Genomic DNA, 24,490 nt, shown 5'->3' on the forward strand with positions numbered 1-24,490 from the left:
GTGAGCTCGCGGCAGCTGCTGCCCGAGGAGGTCGGGGTCACCGTCCTCGGGCGGCTGCTGCTCGTGGGTCTGGGCGCCGGCGGCCTCGTCGGCGGCACCACCGGGGCGGTCCTGGGCTCGGGCGGCACGCTCGGGTCGTGGGACGCCGTGTTCGTCTACCTCGGGGTGCTCACCGGCTTCCTGGCGGGACTGCTGACGCAGGCCGTCACGGCGCTGGTGGTGCACGTCGTCCACCGCCGGGTGCCGTGGGACTCCGTCCTGCGCACGGCCCTGCTCCCCCCGGTCCTGGGTTCGGGGGCGGTGGCCCTGGCGGTCAGCGACCCCCTGCCGCCCGACCTCGCCTTCGCGGGTGCCGTGGCGGCGGTGTCGCTCGCCGCCGCGGCCGCCCGCGCGACGGTACGCTGGTGCCTCGCGCCGTACCTGCTGCCCCTCTGGTGAGGACGGGGGTCACCGCGAGGCGCGGGCGATCCGGTGCTCCAGCTCGGCGCGCAGCCGGTCGGCCCCCGCGGAGTCGGGGTGCATCCCCAGCGCCTTGAGGTGCCGGCGCGCCTCGGACAACCGGCCCGCGTCGATCGCGGCGGCGACCAGGTGGCGCCCGGCCTCCAGGTCGTGCTCGCGCGGACGCCAGTGCCCCACGCCCAGCGAGAGCGCCTCGTCGTTCATGCCCGCGTCGCGCAGGATCCCCAGCGCCGCGGCCAGGCCCGCGCCGGACCCGTCGCGCTCGGCGGCGATGCCCAGGCGGCGCAGCGCGGCTTCGCGGTCGTCCGCGAGGGAGAGCCGGCCCAGGACCAGCAGCGGCCGCCAGGCCTGCGGGCTCTGCGCCATCTCCTCGGCCAGGGCCCACTCGGCGTTGTCGGCGGCGCGGCGCACCTCGTCGGGTTCGGGCGTCCCGCCGGCGTCCTCCTCGCGGGCCAGGACGGCCCGGGTGCGCACGAGCTCGGCGAGGGCGCCGAAGGCGGTGGCGTCGTTGGGGTCCTCGCGCAGGGCCTCGCGTAGCTGGGCCTCGTTGACGGCCGGTTCGGCGCGGCGCGCGCGGCGGCGGGACCGACGGCCCGGCGGACGGGTCCCGGGCCGGGACGCACCACCCCCCGGGGTCGGCTTGCGCCACCGGTCGAGCAGTCCCATGCGTCCCCTCCCGTGCGTCCCTCCGAGGCGACTCCTCGGGATCTTCGGCGGGTCCCTCGTCCGCGACCCTAGTGCAGACGGGCGAGGTCGGCCCTCCCGCGCCCGGTGGCGCCCACCGGGACGGTCACCACCCCCTACGCTTCCGGGGTGCCGAAGGACCCGACGGAGCTCTCACCCGCGACGGTCCACCGGCTGGAGCAGGCGCAGGGCTCCTTCGCCTCGGCGATCGCGGCCCGGATGGACTCGGCGCACCCCTGGTACGCGCAGCTGCCGGCCGACGAGCGGTCCTGGGTGGGCCTGGTCGCGCAGGCCGGGTTCGGCGACTTCCTGCGCTGGCTGTCCGAACCGGACCCCGACGTCCTCGCCGGGACGGCGGTCTTCGGGACGGCCCCGCGCGAGCTCATGCGCTCGGTGACCCTGCAGCAGACGGTCGAACTGGTGCGCACCGCGATCACGGTCGTCGAGGAGGGGCTGGACGCCGTCGTCGGCGACGGCGAACCGGGTGAGCAGGTCGCCGCCCGCGAGGCGCTGCTGCGGTACTCCCGGGAGGTCGCGTTCGCCGCGGCCGCCGTCTACGCCCGGGCGGCGGAGTCGCGCGGCGCGTGGGACGCCCGGCTGGAGGCCCTCGTCGTGGACGCCGTGCTGCGCGGGGACGGGGAGGACACCGTCGCCTCGCGCGCCGCGGCCCTGGGGTGGGCGCTCGACACGCCCACGACCGTCGTCATCGGCCCCTCGGGGGAGCAGGCCTCGGCGGGGGCGGTCTCCCGCGTCCGCTCCCTGGCCCGCCAGGCCGGTGGCGAGGCGCTCGTCGGGGTGCAGGGCGACCGCCTGGTGGTCGTGCTGACCGGCGCCCTCGACGTGGGGGCGACGGCGGACCGGCTCGCGCGCACCGAGTTCGGCCCGGGCCCGGTCGTGGTGGGGCCGACCGTCACCAGCCTGCCCGTGGCCGCCCGTTCGGCGCGGGCGGCTCAGGCCGGGGTCGTGGCCGCCCGCGCGTGGCCGGAGGCGCCGCGACCGGTGCTGGCCGACGACCTGCTGCCCGAGCGGGCCCTGTCGGGGGACGCGACGGCCCGTCGGGCCCTGGTCGACCGCGCCTACTCCCCCCTCGTCGACGCCGGTGGGGCGCTCCTGGAGACGCTCACGGCCTACCTGGCGCACGGGGGGTCCCTGGAGGCGTGCGCCCGGTCGCTGTTCGTCCACGCCAACACCGTCCGGTACCGGTTGCGGCGGGTGGCGGAGGTGTCGGGGTGGACCCCGTCGGCCCCCCGGGAGCGGTTCGTGCTCCAGACGGCCCTCGCGCTGGGCCGGTTGTCGCAGGTGGGGCCGGGGTCGCGTCCCGACCCGCCGGCAGGGGCGCGCTGACCGAGATCTACTCGGCGTGCTCAGATCGTCACCCGACGTATATCGGCCGCCGGGGCGCCGGTTGGAGGATCCCTACAAGACACGGGCGTGAAGTCGGTGAGCGTCGTGACCGTGATCCGCCGGTCCCGACCGGCAGGCTGACCCGGTGCTCGTCTTCGTCTTCCCCGGTCAGGGCTCACAGTCGCCCGGCTTCCTCGCCCCGTGGCTCGAACTGCCCGGCGTCGAGGACCGCCTGCGCTGGGCCTCGGCCGTCGTCGGGGACGACCTCGTCGCGCACGGCACCGTCTCCGACGCCAACACCCTGCGCGACACCGCCGTCGCCCAGCCGCTCATCGTCGCGGCCGGGCTGCTGGGTCTGCGCGAGCTGCTCACCTCCCCCGCCGAGCTCGCCGCCGCGGCCGGAGCGGTCGCCGGGCACTCCGTCGGCGAGCTGACCGCCGCCGCCGCCACCGGGGCCCTCACCCCCGAGCAGGCGCTCGTCCTGGTCCGCGAGCGCGGCCGGGGCATGGCCGCGGCCGCCGCGGCCCGGCCCACCGGCATGAGCGCCGTCCTCGGCGGGGACCCCGACGACGTCGCCGCCAGGCTCGCCGCGCTCGAGCTGACCCCGGCCAACGCCAACGGCGGCGGGCAGACCGTCGCGGCCGGCACGACCGAGGCGCTCGCCGCCCTGGCCGCCGACCCGCCCGCCAGGGCGCGCGTCGTCCCCCTGCAGGTCGCCGGCGCCTTCCACACCGAGCACATGACCCCCGCGGTCGGCGCCCTGCAGCGGCTGGCCGCCGGGATCGACCCCGGCACCGCGAGCGTGCCGATCGCGGCGAACGCCGACGGCGAGCTGGTCACCGACGGCGCGCGCTTCCTGCAGCGCCTGGTCGCCCAGGTCAGCCGTCCGGTGCGCTGGGACCTCGTGACGGAGGCGTTCGCCCGGCTCGGGGTGACCGCTCTGATCGAGGTGCCGCCCGCGGGGACGTTGACCAACCTGGCCAAGCGCACACTGAAGGGTGTGGACGTCCTGGCCCTGAAGACGCCGGACGACCTCGACAAGGCCCGGGCCGTGATCACCGAGCACGGTGGCGTGGCCGCGACGCTGACCACCACGGAGGCCGCCCTGTGACCGCGATCAAGACCGCCCCGACCCGTGCGGCGCGCCTGCTCGGCGTGGGCGCCCACCGCCCGCCGCGCGTCATCGACAACGAGGAGGTGTGCACCTGGATCGACTCCTCCGACGAGTGGATCCAGCAGCGCACCGGCATCCGGACCCGCCGCTGGGCGGCCGGTGACGTCTCGGTCGTGGACATGAGCGAGGACGCCGCCGCCAAGGCGCTCGCGCAGGCCGGGCTCACGGGCTCCGACGTCGACGCCGTGATCCTGGCGACCGTCTCCTACCCGTACCAGACCCCGGCCGCCGCCGCGGTGGTCGCGCACCGACTCGGCGCCACCCCCGCCGCCGCGTTCGACGTGTCCGCGGGCTGCGCGGGCTTCTGCCACGGCATCGCCCTCGCCGCCGACCTCGTGCGCGGCGGGACCGCCCGCAACGTGCTCGTCATCGGCGCCGAGAAGCTGTCGGACTTCACCGACCAGCACGACCGCTCCACCGCCTTCCTCTTCGCCGACGGCGCGGGCGCCGCGGTCGTCGGGATCGGCGAGGAGGCCGGCGTCGGCCCCACCGTGTGGGGGTCCGACGGGGGGCAGGCCGAGCTCATCCGGTCCAAGTTCTCCTGGCTGGAGCTGCGCTCGGCCCAGCAGACCGACGCCGCGCTCGTCGCCGAGGACCCGGCCGAGGTCGGCGACGTGGAGCGCTGGCCCTACCTGGAGCAGCAGGGCCAGTCGGTGTTCCGCTGGGCCGTCTGGCAGATGGCTCCCGTCGCGCAGGCGGCGCTGGACGCCGCCGGCGTGCGCGCGCAGGACATCGACGTCTTCGTCCCGCACCAGGCGAACGCGCGGATCATCGACGCGATGGTCAAGCAGCTCAAGCTGCCCGAGAGCGTGCACGTCGCCCGGGACATCGTCGACATGGGCAACACCTCGGCGGCGTCGATCCCGCTGGCGCTGGAGCGCGCGATGGCCGACGGGGACGCCCCGTCCGGTGGCCTGGCGCTGCTCATCGGGTACGGCGCGGGTCTGTCCTACGCCGCCCAGGTCGTCCGGCTCCCGTAGCCGGTCGCGTTCTCCTGGCCGCGGAACCCCGCGGTCAGGCCGTTCCGGTGGTCCAGGGGGCCACCGTCCACATGGAGGAGCCACGCATGGCCAGTGAGCAGGAGATCCTCAGCGGTCTCGCCGAGATCGTCAACGAGGAGACGGGCCTGCCCACCGACAGCGTCCTCGCGGACAAGTCGTTCACCGACGACCTCGACATCGACTCGCTGTCGATGATGACGATCGTCGTCAACGCCGAGGAGAAGTTCGGCGTCCGGATCCCGGACGAGGACGTGAAGAACCTGCGGACCGTGGGCGACGCCGTCGCCTACATCTCGCAGGCCCAGGGCTGACCGGCCCGACCGGCTGGACCGGCCGGCCCGCCTCGGCGGGCCGGCCACCCGCAGGACCCTCGCACCGCCGTCTGAGTTCCAGGAGGAGCTGACCGACCATGACCACGACCCCGTCGACCCCGTCGACCGCGACGAGCCCGTCGCGCCGAGTCGTCGTCACCGGGCTGGGCGCCACGACACCGCTCGGCGGCGACGTCCGCGCCAGCTGGGAGGCCGCGCTCGCCGGTCGCTCCGGAGCGCGCCCCATCACCGACGACTGGATCAACGAGTTCGAGCTCCCGGTGACCTTCGCCGCCACGGCCGCCGTGCGCGCCGACAGCGTGCTGGAGCGCCGCGAGATCAAGCGCCTGGACCCCTCCCAGCAGTTCGCCGTGATCGCCGCGCGCGAGGCGTGGGCCGACGCCGGCTCCCCCGACGTCGACCCGCTGCGCCTCGGCTCGGTCGTGGCCACGGGCATCGGCGGCATCTGGACGCTGCTGACGGCCTACGACACGCTCAAGGACAAGGGCGCCCGCCGCGTCCTGCCCCTCACCGTGCCGATGCTCATGGCCAACGGCCCGACGGCCGCCATCAGCATCGAGTTCACCGCCCGCGCCGGGGCGCACACCCCCGTCAGCGCGTGCGCCTCGGGCGCCGAGGCCATCGCCTACGGCGCGGAGATGATCCGTTCCGGGCGCGCCGACATCGTCATCTGCGGTGGCACCGAGGCGGCGATCCACCCGCTGCCCATCGCCTCCTTCACCTCGATGCACGCCATGTCCAAGCGCAACGAGGACCCCGAGCGCGCCTCGCGGCCCTTCGACACCGCCCGCGACGGCTTCGTCCTCGGCGAGGGTGCCGGGATCCTCGTCCTGGAGTCCGAGGAGCACGCCCTGGCCCGCGGGGCCCGGGTCTACGCCGACGTCCTCGGCACCGGCCTGTCGGCCGACGCCTACCACGTCGCGGCCCCCGAGCCGGAGGGTGCGGGCGTCAGCCGCGCCATCCTCGACGGGCTGCGCCAGGCGGGCGTGAGCGCCTCGGACATCCACCACGTCAACGCCCACGCCACGTCCACACCCGTCGGCGACGTGGCCGAGGACAAGGGGCTGCGGCTGGCCCTCGGCGACGCCGTGGACGGGATCGCCGTGTCCGCGACCAAGTCGATGACCGGTCACCTGCTCGGCGCGGCCGGGGCCGTGGAGAGCATCTTCACGATCCTCGCCCTGCGCGAGCGGATGGCCCCGCCGACGATCAACGTCGACGACATCGACCCCGAGGTGACGCTGGACGTCGTGCGCAAGGACCCGCGCCCGTTGCCGGCCACCGGCACGCTCGTCGGCCTGAACAACGCCTTCGGCTTCGGCGGGCACAACGTCAGCGCGGTGTTCGCCTCCCGCTGACGGGCGCTCCGCCGGGGAGGGCTCGCCGTCCGGCGCCCGGGCTCCGGCGCCCGGGTCGCCGGCGGGTCCGCTCGCCGTGAGCTGCTGCGGGACCCTCAGCCGACCTGGTGCAGCCAGCGCACGGGCGTGTCGTCCCCGGCGTGGCGGAACGCCTCCAGCTCGCAGTCCCAGGCCTCCCCGACGGCGAGCGCGAGGGCGCGCCGGGCCCCGCCGGCGTCGCCGGAGCTGAGCAGGTCCATCGCGGCGCGCACGCGGTCCTCGGCCACCTGCACGTTGCCGTGCACGTCCGTGGCGGCGTGGTAGATGCCCAGGGCCGGGGTGTGGCTCCACCGGCCGCCGTCGCAGCCCTGCGACGGTTCCTCGGTGACCTCGAAGCGCAGGTGGGCCCAGCCGCGCAGGGCCGACGCCAGCAACGCCCCGGTGCCCTGCGGCGCCTGCCAGGAGTACTCCGCCCGCAGGCAGCCCGCAGCGACCGGCTGACCCGTCCACTCGAAGGACGCGCGCACGCCGAGGACACCGCCGACCGCCCACTCGATGTGCGGGAGGAGCGCTCGCGGTGCGGAGTGCACGAAGAGCACGCCGCGGGTCGTCGCACCGGACATGCCGTTGTCTCCTTCTGCGTCGGTGTGAGGAACGTCTTCCCCTACGACCTCACGTCACGCAGAACGACTGGCAGTGGTGTCCCAACTACACGTCGTGTTGCTTCGTTCCGGGGTCATCATGCCTCACGGATCACGCCGGGGACCACAACGCCACGACACCTCCACGCTCAAGTTCTGCGCACCGCTGCCGATGGACCTCTGGCACCGCACCACCCGCAGCCGACGGAGGGACCCCGCGTGGACGACCAGCTCACCCAGCCCGCGGCGCGCCCGGCCGCGGGCGAGATCTCCGAGGTCATCCGGCCCGCGGCGATCGTGCCCGAGGAGGCCGCCCGCTCCGTCCTCGTCGAGCTCGCCCTGCGCGACGTGCAGAACGGCGGTGTCTGGCAGGCCGGCCCGTCGCTGTGGAGCCGCTACGACCGCCCGTGGCACGGTCCCGACAACGCGGCCGGGGCCGAGCTCATCGGCCGCGTCCACGTCGCCTACGGCACCCCCACCAAGTACGAGATCACGATCTACCGCGTGACCGTGACCCTCTTCGGCAGCCAGCTCGGCTGGAGCGTGGAGTCGCTGTGCGACGAGGCGCTCGGGCACGGCGGCCTGCGCCTGCAGGACTGCCCGCGGGCGACCATGGCGACGCCCCCGCCGCCGTTCCGGGGCTGAGCGCAGCGCGGGGACCGGTGGCACGATCTCCCCGTGCCAGATCCCGTCCCCCCACCCCGCCGGCACCACCGTCCCGCCCTGCCCGGTGACGAGGCCATCGTCGCCCTGTCCGGCGGCGTGGACCCCTCCGCGGTCCAGGAGGCCGCGCACGCCGCGGCCAGCGCCCTCGTCCACGGCGCGCGCAGCGCCCAGGACGCCGAGGTCACCCGCCGCGTGGTCCGGCTGGCCCAGGACGAGGGCCTGGAGGTCATCGCCGACCTGTGGGCCGACGCCCCCGCCGACTCCCTCGCCGGGGCCCTGTGGCGGCTCTACGTGCTGCGCACGTGGGTGCACCGCCAGCCCGTCGCGGTGTCCCGCCAGTACGCCGAGGGTCGCCGGCACGCCCCCGTCCTGGAGGTCGTCGCCGGTGTCGCCGACCCGCCCGGCCCGCAGGAGGTGGCGACGGTCGTCGACCAGGTCCTGCGCGGGGTCGCCGAGGGCGACTTCGCCGTGACCCTCGAGCGCGCCGCCGCGTTCTGCCGCATCCTCGCGATCGGGCGCGCCCACCACGCCGACTCCGGTTGGACCGCGGCGGAGGACGAGGCCGGGGCGGCCCTGACGCGTTCGGCCGCGCGGCTGGTGCGCACCGCCGAGCAGCTCGAGCACGTCGCCGTCCGGTGGCGCGCCGGCGAGCTCGGCTGACCCGCGGGCTGCGCCCGGGCCGGACCGCTCGTTACAATGGGAGCGCGCCGGGCCGTGGTAGCCCCGGGTCCCAAATTGAAGCCGCTACGAGCGGCCGTGCGCCGTGAGGCGCTTCCCGGTCCGGCGCACCCTCAGCTGAACAACCCCGCACCCCACGCACCGCCGGGCCGCACGCCGGGCGGGCAGGCGAAGATCCCCGACCCGGTGTGCTTGAGGTACTCCGTCAGCGCATCCTGCGACCCGAGCTTGCGCTGCACCGGCACGAACTGCTGGTGCGGGTCGTTGCCGAAGACGATGAAGAACAGCCCGGCGTCGAGCTGACCCGTCGCGAGGTCCAGCCCGTCGGTGTAGGAGTAGCCGCGCCGCAGCATCTTCACCCCGCCGTTGGTCTCCGGCGCCGCGAGCCGCACGTGCGCGGCGACGTCGATGGCCGGCTTCCCGCCGACGGTCCTGTCCAGGTCCAGGGCGTCGAACTCCCCCGTCCCCGACAGCGGGGCCCCGGACTCCTTGGCGCGCCCGATGACCCGCTCCTGCTCCCCGAGCGGGGCGCGGTCCCAGGACTCGACGAGCATGCGGATGCGGCGCGCCACGAGGTACGTCCCGCCGCGCATCCACTCCTGGTCCACCGCGGGCGCACCCCGGCCACCGACCCAGACGAACTCCTCGAGGTCGGCGGTGTCCTCGGCGCGCACGTTGGCGGTGCCGTCCTTGAACCCCATGAGGTTGCGCGGGGTGGACTGCGCGGTCGAGGTCGTCGACGTGCGCCCGAAACCGAGCTGCATCCACCGCACGCGCACCGTTCCGCGCCCGATGCGGACGAGGTTGCGCACGGCGTGGAAGGCGACCTGCGGGTCGTCCGCGCAGGCCTGCAGGCACAGGTCGCCGCCCACCTTCGTCGGGTCCAGCTGTTCCCCCGGCAGCGCCGGCAGTTCCTCCAGCGCCGCGGGCCTGCGGTCGGCGAGGCCGAACCGCTCGTCGAACAGCGACGGTCCGTACCCGAGGGTCACGGTGAGGTTGGCGGCGGGCAGTTCGTGCGCCTCGCCGGTGTCCTGGGGCGGCTCCTCGGCCGCCCCGCCGACCCCGCCCGGGCCCCCGACCGGGACGCCCGTCGTCATCGTCGCGGCGGCGGCGCTCCAGCGCTGCAGCACGTCGGCGAGGTCGCCCACCCGCCGCGTCGTGACGTCGAGGGCGGCGAAGACGAGCGAGTCCTGCGCCGGGGTGGTGATCCCGGCCTGCCGGTCCCCGTGGAAGGCGACGGTGCGCGCGGGTGCGGGCGAACCGGCGGCCGGGCGGGAGGCGAGGGCGCCGGCACCGGCCCCGATCCCGCCGGCCCCGAGGACCGCGGCCCCGGTGAGGACACCGCGCCGGCTGGGCCGGGTCGAGCTCACGGCCGGGCCCTCAGCGGTCCGCCGCGCCGACGACCTTGCCCGAGACCTGCGAGAGCGGTTCGGCGAGGGCGTCGACGGCCGTGGCGAGGTCCCTGACCTGCTCGGGCGTCAGCTCGGTGTAGAGGGCGTAGCCCGAGCCGCGCCGGTACGGTGCGAGGGCGTCCTCGACGTCCTCGAACCGGGCCTGGATGGTGGCGACGAGGTCGGCGTCGGTGACCTGCAGCGCGGGGGTCAGCAGGTCGAACGCCTTCCGGGAACCCTCGACGTTGGCCGCGAAGTCGAGCAGGTCGAGGTGGGAGTAGGCCTCCTCCTCCCCCGTGACCTTGGAGTTGGCGACCTCGTCGAGGAGACCGGAGGCGCCGTTGGCGAGGTCGGCCGGCTGGTAGGTCGTCGTCTGCACGAGCGTGTTCAGCTGCGCCACGTCGGCGACCAGCTGCCGGGCCACCGGGGCCGTGCCCTCGGTGGTCCCCTCCTCGAAGAGCGCCTGCTCGATGCGGTGGAACCCGGTCCAGGTCGCGGGGTCGGCCACGTCGGCGATGCGGGCGTCGATCCTCGGGTCGAGGTCGCCGAAGCTCTCCGCGACCGGCTCGATGCGCTCGTAGGGCGCGCGGGCCGGCCCGTAGAGCTCCTTGGCCCTGGCGACGTCACCGGCCTCGACCGCGGCGGCGAAGGCGTCCGTCGCGGCGACGAGGTCGGCGACCTGCTCCTTGACGTAGTCCTGGTAACCGCTGGTGGCCGCGGCGAACAGCGGGTCCTCGGTGCTGCTCGGGGCCGATCCCGTGACGGTGAACGTCGAGGTCTCGGTGGCGGCGTTGGGGCACTGGATCGTGTACTCACCGGCTTCGAGCTGCAGGGAGAACGTGCCCGTCAGCCCGGGGGTGAGGTTCTCCCGCTCCCCGATGATCCGACCGCCGGAGTTCACCAGCTCGGCCTCGGTGACGGCGCCGGCCCCGGAGTTCACGACCTCGAACGACGCGGGCCCGGCGGGCACGGAGTTCGGCTCGGCCGTGCAGCCGTCGTCGGTGAGGGTGACCTTGACGGTCCCGTCCGCCGCACCGCCGCCGGAGGGGTCGTCGGCGGCGGTGGACCCGCCGCTGCAGGCGACGAGCAGGAGCAGCGGGGCCGTGGCGAGCGCGAGCAGGGGACGGGACGTGCGGATCACGGGGACCTCTCCGGGTGCAGGGGGTTTCAGGCGGTGACGCGCTGCGGGGCGGCGCTGCGCGTCCGGGGCCGCAGGACGACGACGAGCATGGGGACGAGGTAGACGGCCCAGCCGACGAGTTCGGCGGCCGTGGGCCGGGGCTGCCAGCCGAGGACCCCGGTGAACAGCGCCGAGCGGACGGTGCCGGGGGTGACGACGGCGGTGAGGTCGAGGACCCGCTGCTGACCGGCGAGCAACCAGCCGGCCTCGTGGGCGGTGTGCGCGGCCGACATCACGAGCCCCGCGGCGACGAGGACGAGCACGACACCCGTGACGCGGAAGAGCCGGCCGAGGTCGATCCGGACCCCACCGCGGTAGATCAGGTACCCGAGCACGACCGCCAGCACGATCCCGAGGCTCGCCCCGAGCGCGCCCTGGGCGTTGCTGCCCGAGGCCTGGTAGGTGGCGAGCAGGAAGACCGACGTCTCCAGCCCTTCGCGCAGGACGGCGAGGAAGGCCATGGCGACGAGGGCCCACGACGACCCCCGAGCCAGCGCCGAGGACGCCGAGGCCTCCAGGTCGGCGCGGACCGTGCGGGCGTTGCGGGTCGTCCAGACGATCATCCAGGTGACCATCGCCACCGCGACGAGAGCCAGCACCGTCTCCAGCTGCTCCTGCTGACGCTGGGGCAGGGACTGCGTCACGGCCTGCAGCGCGGCGGCCGCGCCGACGCACAGCAGCACGGCGGCCAGCACCCCGGCCCACACGAACCGCAGGGCCCGTCGCTCCCCGCGCTGGACGAGGAAGGCCGAGACGATGCCGACGATGAGCGAGGCCTCCAGCCCCTCCCGCAGTCCGATGACGAACGTGGGGAGCACGGCGCGCACCTCCAGAGGAGTCCCAGGCCCGTTCCCGGTGAGGCGAGCCTCGCCGAAGATAGCGCCGCCTCACCTCACCTGAGCGGGACTGCCCGCGTGATGTGTCTCACTTCACACACACTGGAGGAACTCGGGACCGAGCCCCACGTTGAGACCTCCCTGTGCGCGACCCCTGGTGGTCAGCCGCCGGGCCCGCGAGGCAGGATCGACCCCATGTCGATCGACGCCGTGCCGTCCCCCTCGCCCGCGCGAGCACCGGAGCGGGGACCGATCGCCCTGCCCACCGCCGCCGACGTCGAGGCCGCCGCCGCACGCCTGGCCGAGGTCGTCGTCCGCACCCCGCTCGCCACCAACAGCCGCTGGTCCGCCGAGCTCGACGCCCACGTGCGCGTCAAGCGCGAGGACCTGCAGGCCGTCCGCTCCTACAAGCTGCGCGGCGCCTACAACCTCGTCGCCCAGCTCGACGCCGAGCAGCGCGGCCGCGGCGTCGTCACCGCCAGCGCCGGCAACCACGCGCAGGGCCTGGCGTACGCGTGCGCCGCCCTGCGGGTGCACGGGCGCATCTACGTCCCCCGCACCACCCCCCGCCAGAAGCGCGACCGCATCGCCGCCCTCGGCCAGGAGTTCGTCGAGACGATCGTGCTGGGCGACACCTACGACGACGCGGCCGCCGCGGCCGCGCAGGACGCCGTGCGGACCGGCGCCACGATGGTCCCCGCCTTCGACGACGCCCGCACCCTCACCGGCCAGGGCACCGTGGCCGTCGAGGTCGTCGAGCAGCTCGCCGCCCTCGGTGAGAACCCCCCCGACGTCCTCGTCGTGCCCGTCGGCGGCGGCGGCCTGCTCGCCGGGGTCCTGACGTGGGTGCGCGAGCGGCACCCGCACGTGCGCGTCGTCGGGGTGGAACCGCAGGGCGCGCCCTCCATGGCCGCCGCCCTCGCCGCCGGGCACCCGGTGCGCCTGGAGGACCTGGACACCTTCGTCGACGGCGCCTCGGTCCGCCGCGTCGGGGACGTCACGCACGCCGTCGTCGCCCAGCACCCCGTCGAGCTGGTCACCGTCCCCGAGGGGGCGATCTGCGTGGAGATGCTGGCGATGTACCAGACCGACGGCATCATCGCCGAACCCGCCGGGGCGCTCGCCACGGCGGCGCTCGCCGGCTACGTGCGCGTGGAACCGGGCCAGGAGGTCGTCGCCGTCGTCTCCGGCGGCAACAACGACGTCTCCCGGTACGCCGAGATCATCGAGCGGGCGCTCGTGCACGAGGGGCGCAAGCACTACTTCCTCGTGGAGTTCCCCCAGGAGCCCGGGGCGCTGCGGCGGTTCCTCGACGAGGTGCTCGGCCCGGACGACGACATCACGCTGTTCGAGTACGTCAAGCGCAGCAACCGCGAGTTCGGCCCGGCCCTGGTCGGCATCGAGATCCCGTCCCAGGACGCGCTGCCGGGGTTGCTGGCGCGGATGGACGCCGCTCCCCCGACGTTCGAGAGGATCTCCGCCGACGACCCGCTGTACCGCTACCTGCTCTGAACCGGAAGCCCCGGCCCCGCCCGGGCGTTGACGTCGTCGTGGTGGTCGAACTGTGGACGTCGGCGTTCTGCGCGCCGTGCCGGAGCGCGCGGCGGGTCGTGCAGCGCGCGGCCGAGCTCGTCCCCGAACTGCGCCCGGTCGAGGTCGACGTGGCCGCCGACGTCGAACGCGCTGCCGCCGAGGGGATCACGGGGACGCCGACCGTCGTGCTGCGAGACGGGGACGGGCGCGAGGTGTTCCGCGCGGCCGGGGTCCCGACCCTGCCGCAGCTGCTGTCCGCGGTCGCCTCGACCCTGCCGACCCGCACCTGAGGGGCGGCTGCGCCCGAACGGTCCCGGGCCGCGACGACGGTCTGACGCTCAACGGCCGGGCCGGGCGTCCAGCGCCTCGGCGAGCCTGCGCGCGTCGGCCACCGGCATCCCCGGGAGTTCGACGTCCCGGCCGCCCACGACGAGCACCGGCGCCCTCGCCCACCTCGTCCCTGTCGAGACCCGCTGGACGTCCTGCCACGCGACGAGGCGCCCGGTCCGGTTCCAGCGGCCGGTCCGCACCCCGTCGGGGTGCAGCACGACCCCGGGACGCCAGACCACCTCCAGCGCGTACGTGGCGAGGAGCAACCCCGACCAGACGACCGCGAGCACGACGTCCACGACGGTGTGTCGGTCCCGCAGCAGCACGCTCGCGGTCCCGCAGGCGGCCGAGACGGTGAGGAGGACCACCGCCTTGCGCTGGACGGGCCGCCGGTAGCTCCCCGGCAGACCCGTCAGATCAGGGGTCCACCGCCGGTGCGAGTCCACGGTGGCAGGGTGGCACGGGCGTGGGGCGGGTGGGGCTCGAACCCACGACCGAGGAATTATGAGTTCCCTGCTCTGACCGACTGAGCTACCGCCCCCTGCACCCTCGTGCACCGCCCGAAGAACCCCGGAACGAACGGAGGGCGCACCGGAACCGGTGCGCCCTCCGCGGGAAGCTCCCGCAGTTGGACTCGAACCAACAACCTGCCGGTTAACAGCCGGCTGCTCTGCCAATTGAGCTATGCGGGACCACTCCACGTCAGACGAGTGGACCCGCCGTGACGACTCTCCCACCGTACCAGCCCCTCAGGCGTCCTCGCGCACGCCCGACGGCCGTGGATCACACCCCGCCCTGGGCCCGCTCCTGCCAGGTCCGGCGGGCCTGCTCGAGGCGGAACAGCTCCGCCGAGGCCGCCTGGTACTCCTCGGCCTGGCTCGCGGGGTCGAGCCGCATGAGGGTGCGCCGGGCGTCGGCGACGGCGCGAGTCGCGGCCTGACCGGCGAGGGCGGCCACGAGGGACCGGCCCCAGCTCTCCAGCTGCTCCTCGCTGGAGACGGGCAGGTCCACGGCCGCGAGCTCGTCGACCAGGGCGGCGACGGGCCCGTCGGCGTAGTCCAGGACCCGCGTCAGCCAGGCCGGGCCCTGCGGCGCCTCGGCGGGCCCCCCGGCGGCGACGACGGCGTCGTGCACGGCACGGTGCCCGGGGGCGCCGAAGGCGTCGGCCTCCAGGGCGTCGAAGACCTCCGCGACCGACCACGGCGCCTGCAGCGCGCAGGACAGGACGCGCCGCTCCAGCTGCGCCACGGGGTCGTGGAGGTCGACCGCGGGGCGCGGGGGCGGCGGTGCGGCCTGCGGGCGCGTCCCTCCCGGGCCGGACCCGCCGGAGTGCCGCCGCACGCGGTCCAGGACGAACCGCTCGTCGAGGAACCCCGTCCAGCGGTCGAGGTTGATGGCGTACCGCTGCTGCAACCCGCGGTCCCGGATGGCCCCGATGATCGGCGCGGCGGCGTCCAGCGCGGCGAGCCGTCCGCTCTCGGAGTCGAGGTCGTAGCGTTTGATCGTCGAGCGGATCGCGAACTCGAACAGCGGCACCCTGCCCTCGACGAGCTGGCGCACCGCCTCGTCCCCGGCCGACAGCCGCAGCTCGCACGGGTCCTGACCACCCGGGGCGACCGCCACGTAGGTCTGCGCGCTGAAGCGCTGGTCGAGCTCGTACGCCTTCATGGCGGCCTTCTGCCCGGCCGCGTCCCCGTCGAAGGTGAAGACGACCTCGGCGGCGACGTCGGCCCCGCCGAGCATCCGCTGCACGATCCGGGCGTGCTCCTCCCCGAACGCCGTCCCGCACGTCGCCACCGCCGCACCGACACCGGCCAGGTGGCAGGCCATGACGTCGGTGTACCCCTCCACCACGACGACGCGCCGGGTGCGGGAGATCTCCCGCTTGGCCAGGTCGAGCCCGTACAGGGCCTGCGACTTCTTGTAGACGGGGGTCTCCGGGGAGTTCAGGTACTTCGCCTCGATGCGGTCGTCGTCGAACAGGCGGCGTGCCCCGAAGGCGACGGTGTGCCCGCTGACGTCGCGGATCGGCCAGACCAGGCGCCCGCGGAACCGGTCGTACAGCCCGCGCTGGCTCTGCCCGGCCAGGCCGGAGGCCACGAGGTCCTCCTCGCCGAACCCCTTGGCGCGCAGCTGGCGCAGCAGCGCGTCACCCGTGCTCGGGGCGAACCCGACGCCGAAGCGGGCGGCGTCCTCGCGGCTGAAACCCCGCTCGGCCAGGAACTGCCGGGCGGTCTCGGCGGGGCCGGGCGCCTCGAGCTGACGGGCGTAGAAGTCCTCGGCCACCTCGTGCATCCGCAGCAGGCGCTGGCGCTGGCCGGCGTTGCCCGCCGGGCGCTGGGCGCTGCGGCCGCCGTCGTCGACGTAGCGCAGCTGCACGCCCGCCCGCTGGGCCAGGCGCTCGACGGCGTCGGCGAAACCCAGGCCGTCGATCTTCATGACGAACTCGATGGCGTCGCCGGACTCCCCGCAGCCGAAGCAGCGCCAGCGGCCCGTCGCCGGGCGGACGGTGAAGCTCGGGGTGCGCTCGTCGTGGAAGGGGCACAGCCCCTTGAAGGAGCCGACGCCCCCGGAGCGCAGGGTCACCTGCTCACCCACGACCTCGTCGAGGCGGACGCGCTCCTTGACGGCCAGCAGGTCGTCTGGATGGATGCGCCCGGCCACGGGTGGAGTGTAGGCGCCGCCGCCGACGCCCCCGGCGGGTGGCGGGTGGCAGGATCGTCCCGTGAGCAGCGAGCAGAGCAGCGGCGACGACCGCACCTGGGGCTTCCGCACCCGCGCCGTGCACGCGGGCGCCGTCCCCGAGCCCACGACCGGGGCCCGCGCCGTCCCGATCTTCCAGACGACGAGCTTCGTCTTCGAGGACGCCGCCGACGCCGCGAACCTCTTCGCGCTGCAGAAGTACGGCAACATCTACTCGCGCATCTCCAACCCCACCGTCGCCGCGTTCGAGGAGCGCATCGCCTCCCTGGAGGGCGGCCTGGGGGCGTTGGCCTGCGCCAGCGGGCAGTCGGCGGAGTTCCTCACGTTCGCGGCCCTGGCCGGTGCCGGCGACCACGTCGTCGCCTCCAACAACCTCTACGGCGGCACGGTCACCCAGCTCGACGTGACGCTGCGGCGCTTCGGCGTCGACACCGTGTTCGTCGACCCGACCCCGGAGGCGGTGCGCGCCGCGATCACCGACACGACGCGGTTCGTCTTCACCGAGCTCGTCGCGAACCCCTCCACGGTGGTCGCCGACGTCCGCGGCCTGGCCGACGTCGCGCACGAGGCGGGTGTCCCCCTCGTCGTGGACGCCACGACCGCCACGCCGTACCTGTGCCGGCCGATCGAGCACGGCGCGGACATCGTCATCCACTCCGCGACGAAGTTCCTCGGCGGTCACGGCACGACCCTGGGCGGGGTCGTCGTCGACGCCGGCACGTTCCCGTGGGACAACGGGAAGTTCCCCGCGATGACCGAACCGGTCGCCTCCTACGGCGGGCTGTCGTGGTGGGGGAACTTCGCCGAGTACGGGTTCCTCACCAAGCTGCGCAGCGAGCAGCTGCGCGACATCGGGGCGACCCTGTCGCCGCACTCGGCGTTCCTGCTCCTCATGGGGGTCGAGACGCTGCCCCAGCGCATGCGTGAGCACGTCGCGAACGCCCAGCGCGTCGCGGCCTGGCTCGAGGCGGACGAGCGGGTGTCGTGGGTCCGCTACTCCGGGCTGCCCTCGCACACCCACCACGACCTCGCCCGGCGCTACCTGCCCGAAGGTCCCGGGGCGGTGTTCTCCTTCGGCGTCGTCGGTGGACGCGCTGCGGGGGAACGGTTCATCGACAGCGTGCAGCTGTGCTCGCACCTGGCGAACATCGGTGACGCGCGCACGCTCGTCCTGCACCCGGCGTCCACGACCCACCAGCAGCTGTCCACCGAGCAGCTCCGGGCGGCGGGGGTGCCCGCCGACCTCATCCGCATCAGCGTGGGTCTGGAGGACGTCGAGGACGTCCTGTGGGACCTCGACCAGGCCCTCGCCGCGGCCGTGAAGGGGAACTCGTGACCGACCCGCAGACCACGTCCTCGACGCCGGTGGACGGCGCCTCCGACGTCGGCACCGTCGCCGCCCCGCAGAACCTGCGGGAGCAGCCCGCCGCCACCGGTTCCCAGGACGCCCCGACCACGACGTGGTCGTCCCCCGCGGCCGGGGAGCGGCTGCGCATCCTGCGCCGCACGCGGACCGTCGCGATCCTGGGCGCCTCGAACAAACCGTCGCGGGCCTCGTACTTCGTGCAGACCTACCTGCTGGCCGACTCCGACTTCGAGCTCTGGTTCGTCAACCCGAACGAGACGGAGATCCTCGGTCACCGCGCCTACCCCTCGCTCGCCGAACTGCCCGGTGTGCCCGACCTCGTCGACGTGTTCCGCCGCCCCAGCGAACTGGACGCGGTCCTGGACGACGTCATCGCCGTCGGGTCCCCCGTGATGTGGATGCAGCTCGGGCTGGCCGACGAGGCCGTGGCCCGGCGCGGCGCCGAGCACGGCGTCACGGTCGTCATGAACCGGTGCCTGAAGATCGAGCACGCCCGGTTCCACGGCGGTCTGCACCTGGCCGGGTTCGACACCGGGGTCATCTCCTCGCGGCGCCGCTCGCGCTGAGGGGGGCTCACCGGGGTCCCGTGCCGCCCCGGTCTCCACAGGACCCCGCTGTCCACCACCGGCTCGCGGCCGCGCCCGGGAACGGCCGGGCCCGCCTAGCGTCCCGGGCATGACCAGACGACTCCCCTGGGTGGCCCTCGGTGCCGGTGGCGCCGTCGCCGTGCAGGTCGCCGCCGGGCTCGGCCTCGTGGCGTACGCCTTCGCCACCGACGGCGACGACCACGAGACGATCGTGAACCCACCCGTCGCCCGGGAGCTGGACTCCCCGCCGCCGTGGCCCGTGGGCACCTGCCTGGGCGAGGACGACCGGCCGGTGCCGTGCGCCGTCGCGCACGCCGCCGAGGTCGTCGCCGTTCCCGACCCCGGCGGCGTCCCCACCGCGGACGTGCGGCGCTGGGCGGCCGACGCGGTGTGCGCGCGCACCGTGGCCTCGCTCACCGGTGGCCTGCGCCCGGCGGTGTTCACGTACGCCTCGCTCTACCCCTCACCGGAGGTGGCGCGGCGGGACGATCGGGTGACCTGCCTCCTCGTCGCGCACCGGCGGACCCCGCTCGTGGGGTCGCTGACGGCCGGGGACCTGCGTCCCCCGGAACCGCCCCTGCCGTTCGAGTGACGATCAGTGCGACCCGGTGAGCTTGCCGTGCCAGGCCAGCGCGGACGCGTCGGTGAGCGAGGCGACCTGGTCGACGACGACGCGCAGCCGCGCGGCGTCGTCGACGGCCAGGGCGTGGTCCTCGCGGAAGGGTGGTTCCAGCACGTCCGGTCCGCCCGCGACGAGGGCCGCGAGCAGTTCGTGCAGGAGTTCGCGCTGACGAGCGTAGAACGGCTGACGTTCCTGCGCGCTCATGACGAACGTGGCCGCCACGCCCTTGAGCACCGCGACCTCGAGCACCGTCTCCGGTGGCACCACGACGTCGGCCGCGTACCGGGTGAGGCGGCCGTCGCCGTGCCGTTCGCGCGTCGCCCGCTCGGCGGCGTTCGCGAACCGACCGATGAGCTGGGAGGTCATGTCCTTGAGCGCAGCGAGGTGCCGCCGCCCGCCGAACACCTCACCGGGCCGTTCGGCGGCCCAGAAGCCGGAGGAGGAGAGTCGTCGCAGCGCAGCGTCCACCGCGTCGTCGGAGGCGTCGGGCAGGTACCAGTCCCGCACCTGCGCGGCCACCCGGGCACGGATCTCGGCCTGCTCCAGCCAGTCCAGCCGGACGTGACCGGCCACGACGGCGTCCTCGACGTCGTGCACCGAGTAGGCGACGTCGTCGGCGAAGTCCATGACCTGCGCCTCCACGCACGGACGGTTCTCCGGCGCCCCCGGCTCCCCGCCGCGCAGCCACGCGAACACCGCGGCGTCGTCGGCGTAGGCGCCGAACTTCGACGTGATCCGTGGGGCCTTCCCGTGCAGCCACGGGTACTTCGTCGCGGCGTCCAGGCTGGCCCGGGTGAGGTTCAACCCGACCGGGGACCCGTCCGCGGCGACCGACTTCGGTTCCAGCCGGGTGAGGATGCGCAGCGTCTGGGCGTTGCCCTCGAACCCGCCGATCCCGGCGGCGGCCTCGGCCAGCGCGCGCTCGCCGTTGTGGCCGAACGGCGGGTGGCCGAGGTCGTGGGCCAGGCAGGCGGTGTCGACGACGTCGGGGTCGCAGCCGAGGGCGGCGCCCAGCTCGCGACCGACCTGGGCGACCTCCAGGGAGTGCGTCAGCCGGTTGCGCACGAAGTCGTCGGTGCCGGGACCGACGACCTGCGTCTTGGCGGCCAGCCGGCGCAGCGCCGAGGAGTGCAGGACGCGGGCCCGGTCGCGCATGAAGGCGCTGCGGCCGTGCGTCTTCGGGGGCTCGGTGGCCCACCGTTCGACGTCGGCCGGACCGTATCCGCTCATCCGCCGGACACCGACAGCTCGGCCTGGCGGATCATCTCCGCGGCCGCGCCGGTGAGCTCCCGGGACTCCAGCCAGCCCTCGGGCAGCGCGACGCGCGCCTGCGGCGAGCCGGCCCGCCCGCGCGACCCCTCGGCGGCCGCCCCGGGGTACGGCTGGTCGAGGTCGAGGTCGGCGATGAGCTCGTCGAGCGCCTCCAGGGTGTCGACGAGACCGAGCCGGGCGCGCATGTCGCCACCGACGGCGTACCCCTTGAAGTACCAGGAGATGTGCTTGCGAATGTCGCGGCAGCCGCGCAGCTCGTCCTCGTAGAACTCGCACAGCAGCTCGGCGTGCCGGCGCAGCACCTGCGTGACCTGGCGCAGCCCGGGACGGACCCGCTCGGGACGGCCCGCGAACCCGGCCTCGAGGTCGGCGAACAGCCACGGTCGCCCGAGGCAGCCGCGGCCGACGACGACCCCGTCGACCCCGGTGCGCTGCACCATGTCGAGGGCGTCCTCGGCGCTCCAGATGTCGCCGTTGCCCAGGACGGGGATGGAGGTGACGGTCTCGCGCAGGCGCGCGATGGCGTCCCAGTCGGCGTGCCCGGAGTAGTGCTGGGAGGCGGTGCGCCCGTGCAGGGCGACGGCCGCGACGCCCTCCTGCTCGGCCGTGCGACCGGCCTGCAGGTACGTCAGGTGGTCGTCGTCGATGCCCTTGCGCATCTTCACCGTCACCGGGACGCCGCCCCTGGACGCCTCGGTCACCGCCCCGCGCACGATCTGGCGGAACAGGTCCGCCTTCCACGGCAGGGCGGACCCGCCGCCCTTGCGGGTCACCTTCGGCACCGGGCAGCCGAAGTTCAGGTCGACGTGGTCGGCGAGGTCCTCGGCCACGATCATCTCGACGGCCTTGGCGACGGTGAGCGGGTCGACGCCGTACAGCTGCAGGCTGCGCGGGCGTTCGGCGGGGGTGAAGGAGATGAGCCGCATCGTCTCCGGCGTCCGTTCCACGAGCGCGCGGGAGGTGATCATCTCGCTGACGTAGAAGCCCTCGCCCTGCTCGCGGCACAGCTGGCGGTAGGCGGTGTTGGTGATGCCCGCCATCGGCGCCAGGACGACGGGGGTCGCCGAGACGAGGGGCCCGATCCTCAGCGGCCGGACGGCGGTCGTCGTGGGTGCGCTCACGCACCCATTGTGGACCCCGCCGGTCGCCGGACGCCCCGCCTCCCGCCTCAGCTCCGGGCGCTCCGGTGACGTCCCGGCAGCGCCGGCGCCCGCAGCACCGCGAAGACCGCGAGCCCGGCCAGCAGCCCCCAGAACGCGCTGCCGATCCCGGCGAACGTCAGCCCGGAGGCCACGACGGCGAACGTCGCACCGGCCGTCACCCGGTGAGCCGCGTCGGCCAGGGCCGAGACGAGCCCGCCGACGAAGGAGTCCAGCAGTGCGAGCCCGGCGACGGCCTCCACGAGCACGGGGTCGGTGCTGCCGACGAGCCCGGCGATGGGGGCGGCCAGCAGCCCCAGGACGAGGTACCCCGCTCCCCCGGCGACGGCCGCGATCCAGCGCCGGGCGGGGTCCCGGTCCGCACCCGGCCCGGCGATGATGCCCGCCGCGAGCGCCGAGAGGTTCACGGTGTGCCCGCCGAAGAGCGCGGCGGCCCCGCTGCCGAGGCCCGCACCGACGAGGACCCGGCCGGTGGGGACGTCCCGGTAGCCGAGCTGCTCCAGGATCGTGAACCCCGGGATGTTCTGCCCCGCCATCGTCACGACGTACAGGGGCACGCCGAGGGAGACGAGCACGAACGGGTCGAGCTCGGGCAGGACGGGGGTGAGCCGGGGCACCCAGTCCAGCGCGACGCCCCCGGGCAGGTCCGCGACGGTGGCCGCGAGCGCGACGACCATCGCGGCGGGCACGGCCAGCGGCGGCCGGGACCGCCGCAGCACGAGCCAGACGAGGACGACGAGCAACGCCGGGGCGGGCACCCGGCCCACGGCGGTGACCGGCGCCAGGCACAGCGGGAACAGGACCCCGGCCAGCAGGGCCCCGGCGACGGGTGTCGGGACGCGGCGGACCAGCCGGGCCAGCGCGGGCCAGGCGCCGGTGACGACGACGAGCAGCGCGCACAGGCCGAACGCGCCGACGGCCGCGTCGAGGGAGCCGGTGCGTCCCTGGGCGGCGACGAGCAGCGCGGCGCCGGGGGTGGACCAGACGAACGACAGCGGCAGCCGGGTGCGCCAGGACAGCAGCGCGGCCAGGGCGAACTGCGCCAGGCACAGCGCGAGGAGACCGGACGCGGCCTGCGCCGGGCTCGCCCCGACGGCGGTGAGGCCGGCGAGGACGAGCACGAACGAGGACGCGAACCCGGTGAGCGCGGCGACCGCCCCGGCCGCGAGCGGTTGGCTCAGCGGACCGGGGACGGAGGTCTCCACCGGGGGGTCAGGCGCCGAGGAGGCGGGCCCCCAGCCACTGCGACACCTGGGACAGGCCGACGCGTTCCTGCGCCATGGTGTCGCGTTCGCGGATCGTCACGGCCTGGTCCTCGAGGGTGTCGAAGTCGACCGTGATGCAGTACGGCGTCCCGACCTCGTCGTGGCGGCGGTACCGGCGGCCGATGGCGCCGGCGTCGTCGAACTCCACGTTCCAGTGCGTGCGCAGCTCCGCGGCGAGGTCCTTGGCCTTGGGCGAGAGCTGCTCGTTGCGCGAGAGCGGGAACACGGCCGCCTTGACCGGGGCGAGCCGGTGGTCCAGGCGCAGCACGGTGCGCTTGTCGACGCCGCCCTTGGTGTTCGGGGCCTCGTCCTCGGTGTAGGCGTCGACGAGGAACGCCATGAGCGAACGGGTCAGCCCGGCTGCGGGTTCGATGACGTACGGGACCCAGCGCTCGCCCTTGGTCTGGTCGAAGTACGACAGGTCGACGCCGGACTCCTCGGCGTGGGTCTTGAGGTCGTAGTCGGTGCGGTTGGCGACGCCTTCCAGCTCGCCCCACTCCGAGCCCTGGAACCCGAACCGGTACTCGATGTCCACGGTCCGCTTGGAGTAGTGCGACAGCTTCTCGGCGGGGTGCTCGAAGAACCGCAGGTTCCCGGCGTCGATGCCCAGGCCGGTGTACCAGGACATGCGCTCGTCGAGCCAGTACTGGTGCCACTGCTCGTCGGTGCCGGGCTCGACGAAGAACTCCATCTCCATCTGCTCGAACTCGCGCGTGCGGAAGATGAAGTTCCCGGGGGTGATCTCGTTGCGGAAGCTCTTGCCGATCTGGCCGATGCCGAACGGCGGCTTCTTGCGGGCCGAGCCCATGACGTTGGCGAAGTTCACGAAGATGCCCTGGGCCGTCTCGGGCCGCAGGTAGTGCAGGCCCTCCTCGTTGTCGACGGCGCCGAGGTAGGTCTTCATGAGGCCGGAGAAGTCGCGCGGCTCGGTCCACTGCCCGCGCACCCCGGTGTCGGGGTCGGGGACGTCGGCCAGGCCGTTCTCCGGCGGGTGGCCGTGCTTGGCCTCGTAGGCCTCGAGGAGGTGGTCGGCGCGGTAGCGCTTGTGGGTCTGCAGGGACTCCACGAGCGGGTCGGTGAAGACGGCGACGTGGCCCGAGGCCTCCCACACGCGCCGCGGGAGGATGACCGAGGAGTCCAGGCCCACGACGTCCTCGCGGGTCGTGACCGTCCGGCGCCACCACTGGCGCTTGATGTTCTCCTTCAGCTCCACGCCCAGGGGCCCGTAGTCCCAGGCCGAGCGGGTACCGCCGTAGATCTCCCCCGACGGGAACACGAACCCCCGCCGCTTGGCGAGGTTGATGACGGCGTCGAGGCGGGATGCGGCCACGCTGGGGTCTCCTGTCCGGCTGGGTGTCGGCGGCGCCCGCGCGCTCGCGGCGCGGACCCCCGTGAGGTTACGCGCTGAGCGAGCACCGCCGACGACGGGTCGCGACCGTTCGGCCCGGACGGCCCGGCGGTCGTAGGCTGACTCGACCCGCCCGGGCCGCACCGGGCCCGACCTGAGGAGTGCGAGGAAGCGTGTCGGTCCCGGCCCGTCGGTCCACGAAGCAGCGGTCGGCCGTCTCGGCGGTCCTGGACGAGGCGGACGCCTTCCTGTCGGCCCAGGACCTGCACGCCCGGCTGCGCGCACGCGGGGAGAACGTCGGCCTGGCGACGGTCTACCGCGCGCTGCAGGTGCTGGCCGAGGACGGCGACGTCGACGTGCTGCGCACCGACGACGGCGGCGAGGCCGTGTACCGCCGGTGCAGCACCGGGCACCACCACCACCTCGTGTGCCGCCGCTGCGGGGCGACCGTCGAGGTCGAGGGCCCGCAGGTCGAGGCGTGGGCGAAGCGGGTCGGCGCCGAGCACGGTTTCACCGCCGTCCAGCACGTCGTCGAGGTCTTCGGCGTCTGCGCCGCCTGCAGCGCCCAGGACTGACACCGC

General features: G+C 74.7%; 25 protein-coding genes and 2 tRNA genes. 14 read left to right on the forward strand and 13 right to left on the reverse strand.

Annotation, left to right across the window (positions count from 1 at the left end; all coding sequences use genetic code 11):
• Window positions 1-438: a hypothetical protein gene (locus AB2L28_RS01195; RefSeq protein ID WP_370716895.1), complete on the forward strand. Its 438-nt coding sequence runs from the start codon at window positions 1-3 to the stop codon at window positions 436-438.
• Window positions 439-447: 9 nt separating this feature from the next.
• Here AB2L28_RS01195 and AB2L28_RS01200 read toward each other — a convergent pair whose 3' ends face one another.
• Window positions 448-1,125, reverse strand: coding sequence for a hypothetical protein (locus AB2L28_RS01200; protein WP_370716896.1), 678 nt, complete (start codon window positions 1,123-1,125; stop codon window positions 448-450).
• A 147-nt stretch (window positions 1,126-1,272) separates the two neighbouring features.
• Between AB2L28_RS01200 and AB2L28_RS01205 the strand changes: the two genes are divergently transcribed.
• The 5 genes from AB2L28_RS01205 (at window position 1,273) to AB2L28_RS01225 (ending at window position 6,352) form a co-directional block, all read left to right on the forward strand.
• Window positions 1,273-2,487 (forward strand): PucR family transcriptional regulator, encoded by a 1,215-nt coding sequence (locus tag AB2L28_RS01205; RefSeq protein ID WP_370716897.1) that lies wholly within the window; start codon window positions 1,273-1,275, stop codon window positions 2,485-2,487.
• A 145-nt stretch (window positions 2,488-2,632) separates the two neighbouring features.
• Entirely contained in the window at window positions 2,633-3,598 is a 966-nt protein-coding gene (locus AB2L28_RS01210; RefSeq protein ID WP_370716898.1) for an ACP S-malonyltransferase, read from the forward strand.
• A complete protein-coding gene (locus AB2L28_RS01215; protein ID WP_370716899.1) occupies window positions 3,595-4,641 on the forward strand; it encodes a beta-ketoacyl-ACP synthase III in 1,047 nt (348 codons plus the stop codon). Before AB2L28_RS01210 ends, AB2L28_RS01215 begins: the two co-directional genes overlap by 4 nt.
• An 86-nt stretch (window positions 4,642-4,727) precedes the next feature.
• Entirely contained in the window at window positions 4,728-4,973 is a 246-nt protein-coding gene (locus tag AB2L28_RS01220) for an acyl carrier protein (protein ID WP_366172058.1), read from the forward strand.
• A 98-nt stretch (window positions 4,974-5,071) separates the two neighbouring features.
• Window positions 5,072-6,352: a beta-ketoacyl-[acyl-carrier-protein] synthase family protein gene (locus AB2L28_RS01225; RefSeq protein WP_370716900.1), complete on the forward strand. Its 1,281-nt coding sequence runs from the start codon at window positions 5,072-5,074 to the stop codon at window positions 6,350-6,352.
• 95 nt (window positions 6,353-6,447) lie between these two features.
• Here the strand turns inward: AB2L28_RS01225 and AB2L28_RS01230 are convergent, their stop codons facing one another.
• A complete protein-coding gene (locus tag AB2L28_RS01230; RefSeq protein ID WP_370716901.1) occupies window positions 6,448-6,954 on the reverse strand; it encodes a DUF3145 domain-containing protein in 507 nt (168 codons plus the stop codon).
• A 237-nt stretch (window positions 6,955-7,191) separates the two neighbouring features.
• Here AB2L28_RS01230 and AB2L28_RS01235 point away from each other — a divergent pair, with 237 nt between their 5' ends.
• Both AB2L28_RS01235 and AB2L28_RS01240 read left to right on the forward strand, forming a co-directional pair.
• The gene (locus AB2L28_RS01235) at window positions 7,192-7,617 is read left to right on the forward strand and encodes a hypothetical protein (protein WP_370716902.1); all 426 of its coding nucleotides are present in this window, start codon (window positions 7,192-7,194) and stop codon (window positions 7,615-7,617) included.
• A gap of 33 nt (window positions 7,618-7,650) precedes the next feature.
• A complete protein-coding gene (locus tag AB2L28_RS01240) occupies window positions 7,651-8,298 on the forward strand; it encodes a hypothetical protein (RefSeq protein WP_370716903.1) in 648 nt (215 codons plus the stop codon).
• Between the two features lie 131 nt (window positions 8,299-8,429).
• On the opposite strand, the gene efeB is transcribed toward AB2L28_RS01240, so the two are convergent.
• The 3 genes from efeB to efeU are packed head-to-tail and all read right to left on the reverse strand — an operon-like array spanning window position 8,430 to window position 11,705.
• Window positions 8,430-9,686: an iron uptake transporter deferrochelatase/peroxidase subunit gene (gene efeB, locus AB2L28_RS01245; protein ID WP_370716904.1), complete on the reverse strand. Its 1,257-nt coding sequence runs from the start codon at window positions 9,684-9,686 to the stop codon at window positions 8,430-8,432.
• 10 nt (window positions 9,687-9,696) lie between these two features.
• Window positions 9,697-10,848 (reverse strand): iron uptake system protein EfeO, encoded by a 1,152-nt coding sequence (gene efeO, locus AB2L28_RS01250; RefSeq protein ID WP_370716905.1) that lies wholly within the window; start codon window positions 10,846-10,848, stop codon window positions 9,697-9,699.
• 26 nt (window positions 10,849-10,874) lie between these two features.
• On the reverse strand, window positions 10,875-11,705 hold the full coding sequence (gene efeU / locus AB2L28_RS01255; RefSeq protein WP_370716906.1) for an iron uptake transporter permease EfeU: 831 nt from the start codon (window positions 11,703-11,705) through the stop codon (window positions 10,875-10,877).
• 213 nt (window positions 11,706-11,918) lie between these two features.
• On the opposite strand from efeU, the gene ilvA reads away from it, so the two are divergent.
• Entirely contained in the window at window positions 11,919-13,235 is a 1,317-nt protein-coding gene (gene ilvA, locus AB2L28_RS01260; protein WP_370716907.1) for a threonine ammonia-lyase IlvA, read from the forward strand.
• A 38-nt stretch (window positions 13,236-13,273) separates the two neighbouring features.
• Window positions 13,274-13,546, forward strand: coding sequence for a thioredoxin family protein (locus tag AB2L28_RS01265; protein ID WP_370716908.1), 273 nt, complete (start codon window positions 13,274-13,276; stop codon window positions 13,544-13,546).
• Between the two features lie 48 nt (window positions 13,547-13,594).
• Here AB2L28_RS01265 and AB2L28_RS01270 read toward each other — a convergent pair whose 3' ends face one another.
• From AB2L28_RS01270 to dnaG, 4 genes are all read right to left on the reverse strand, one after another.
• Window positions 13,595-14,032, reverse strand: coding sequence for a hypothetical protein (locus tag AB2L28_RS01270; protein ID WP_370716909.1), 438 nt, complete (start codon window positions 14,030-14,032; stop codon window positions 13,595-13,597).
• A gap of 21 nt (window positions 14,033-14,053) precedes the next feature.
• Window positions 14,054-14,127: transfer RNA gene (locus tag AB2L28_RS01275), tRNA-Ile, on the reverse strand.
• 78 nt (window positions 14,128-14,205) lie between these two features.
• Window positions 14,206-14,278 (reverse strand) — tRNA-Asn (locus AB2L28_RS01280).
• A 91-nt stretch (window positions 14,279-14,369) separates the two neighbouring features.
• On the reverse strand, window positions 14,370-16,250 hold the full coding sequence (gene dnaG, locus AB2L28_RS01285) for a DNA primase (RefSeq protein ID WP_370716910.1): 1,881 nt from the start codon (window positions 16,248-16,250) through the stop codon (window positions 14,370-14,372).
• 61 nt (window positions 16,251-16,311) lie between these two features.
• Between dnaG and AB2L28_RS01290 the strand changes: the two genes are divergently transcribed.
• The 3 genes from AB2L28_RS01290 to AB2L28_RS01300 all read left to right on the forward strand — a co-directional run bounded on the left by AB2L28_RS01290 (window position 16,312) and on the right by AB2L28_RS01300 (window position 18,834).
• Entirely contained in the window at window positions 16,312-17,625 is a 1,314-nt protein-coding gene (locus tag AB2L28_RS01290; RefSeq protein ID WP_370716911.1) for an O-acetylhomoserine aminocarboxypropyltransferase/cysteine synthase family protein, read from the forward strand.
• Window positions 17,622-18,221, forward strand: a complete 600-nt coding sequence (locus tag AB2L28_RS01295; RefSeq protein ID WP_370716912.1) for a CoA-binding protein — start codon at window positions 17,622-17,624, stop codon at window positions 18,219-18,221. Before AB2L28_RS01290 ends, AB2L28_RS01295 begins: the two co-directional genes overlap by 4 nt.
• A gap of 109 nt (window positions 18,222-18,330) precedes the next feature.
• Window positions 18,331-18,834, forward strand: coding sequence for a hypothetical protein (locus AB2L28_RS01300; protein WP_370716913.1), 504 nt, complete (start codon window positions 18,331-18,333; stop codon window positions 18,832-18,834).
• Between the two features lie 3 nt (window positions 18,835-18,837).
• Here AB2L28_RS01300 and AB2L28_RS01305 read toward each other — a convergent pair whose 3' ends face one another.
• From AB2L28_RS01305 to AB2L28_RS01320, 4 genes are read right to left on the reverse strand one after another with little or no spacing between them, the layout of a single operon-like run.
• Window positions 18,838-20,094 carry a deoxyguanosinetriphosphate triphosphohydrolase gene (locus AB2L28_RS01305; RefSeq protein WP_370716914.1) on the reverse strand — a complete coding sequence of 419 codons (1,257 nt, stop codon included), beginning with the start codon at window positions 20,092-20,094 and terminating at the stop codon, window positions 18,838-18,840.
• Window positions 20,091-21,257, reverse strand: coding sequence for a tRNA dihydrouridine synthase DusB (dusB, locus tag AB2L28_RS01310; RefSeq protein ID WP_370716915.1), 1,167 nt, complete (start codon window positions 21,255-21,257; stop codon window positions 20,091-20,093). The genes AB2L28_RS01305 and dusB overlap by 4 nt, the downstream gene beginning before the upstream one ends.
• A gap of 47 nt (window positions 21,258-21,304) precedes the next feature.
• On the reverse strand, window positions 21,305-22,501 hold the full coding sequence (locus AB2L28_RS01315) for a benzoate/H(+) symporter BenE family transporter (RefSeq protein WP_370716916.1): 1,197 nt from the start codon (window positions 22,499-22,501) through the stop codon (window positions 21,305-21,307).
• Between the two features lie 7 nt (window positions 22,502-22,508).
• Window positions 22,509-23,891, reverse strand: a complete 1,383-nt coding sequence (locus AB2L28_RS01320; protein ID WP_370716917.1) for a glycine--tRNA ligase — start codon at window positions 23,889-23,891, stop codon at window positions 22,509-22,511.
• A 191-nt stretch (window positions 23,892-24,082) separates the two neighbouring features.
• Here AB2L28_RS01320 and AB2L28_RS01325 point away from each other — a divergent pair, with 191 nt between their 5' ends.
• Window positions 24,083-24,484 (forward strand): Fur family transcriptional regulator, encoded by a 402-nt coding sequence (locus tag AB2L28_RS01325; RefSeq protein WP_370716918.1) that lies wholly within the window; start codon window positions 24,083-24,085, stop codon window positions 24,482-24,484.
• Window positions 24,485-24,490: the final 6 nt, after the last annotated feature.

This window comes from Kineococcus mangrovi, from assembly GCF_041320705.1.
GTDB classification, from domain to species: domain Bacteria; phylum Actinomycetota; class Actinomycetes; order Actinomycetales; family Kineococcaceae; genus Kineococcus; species Kineococcus mangrovi.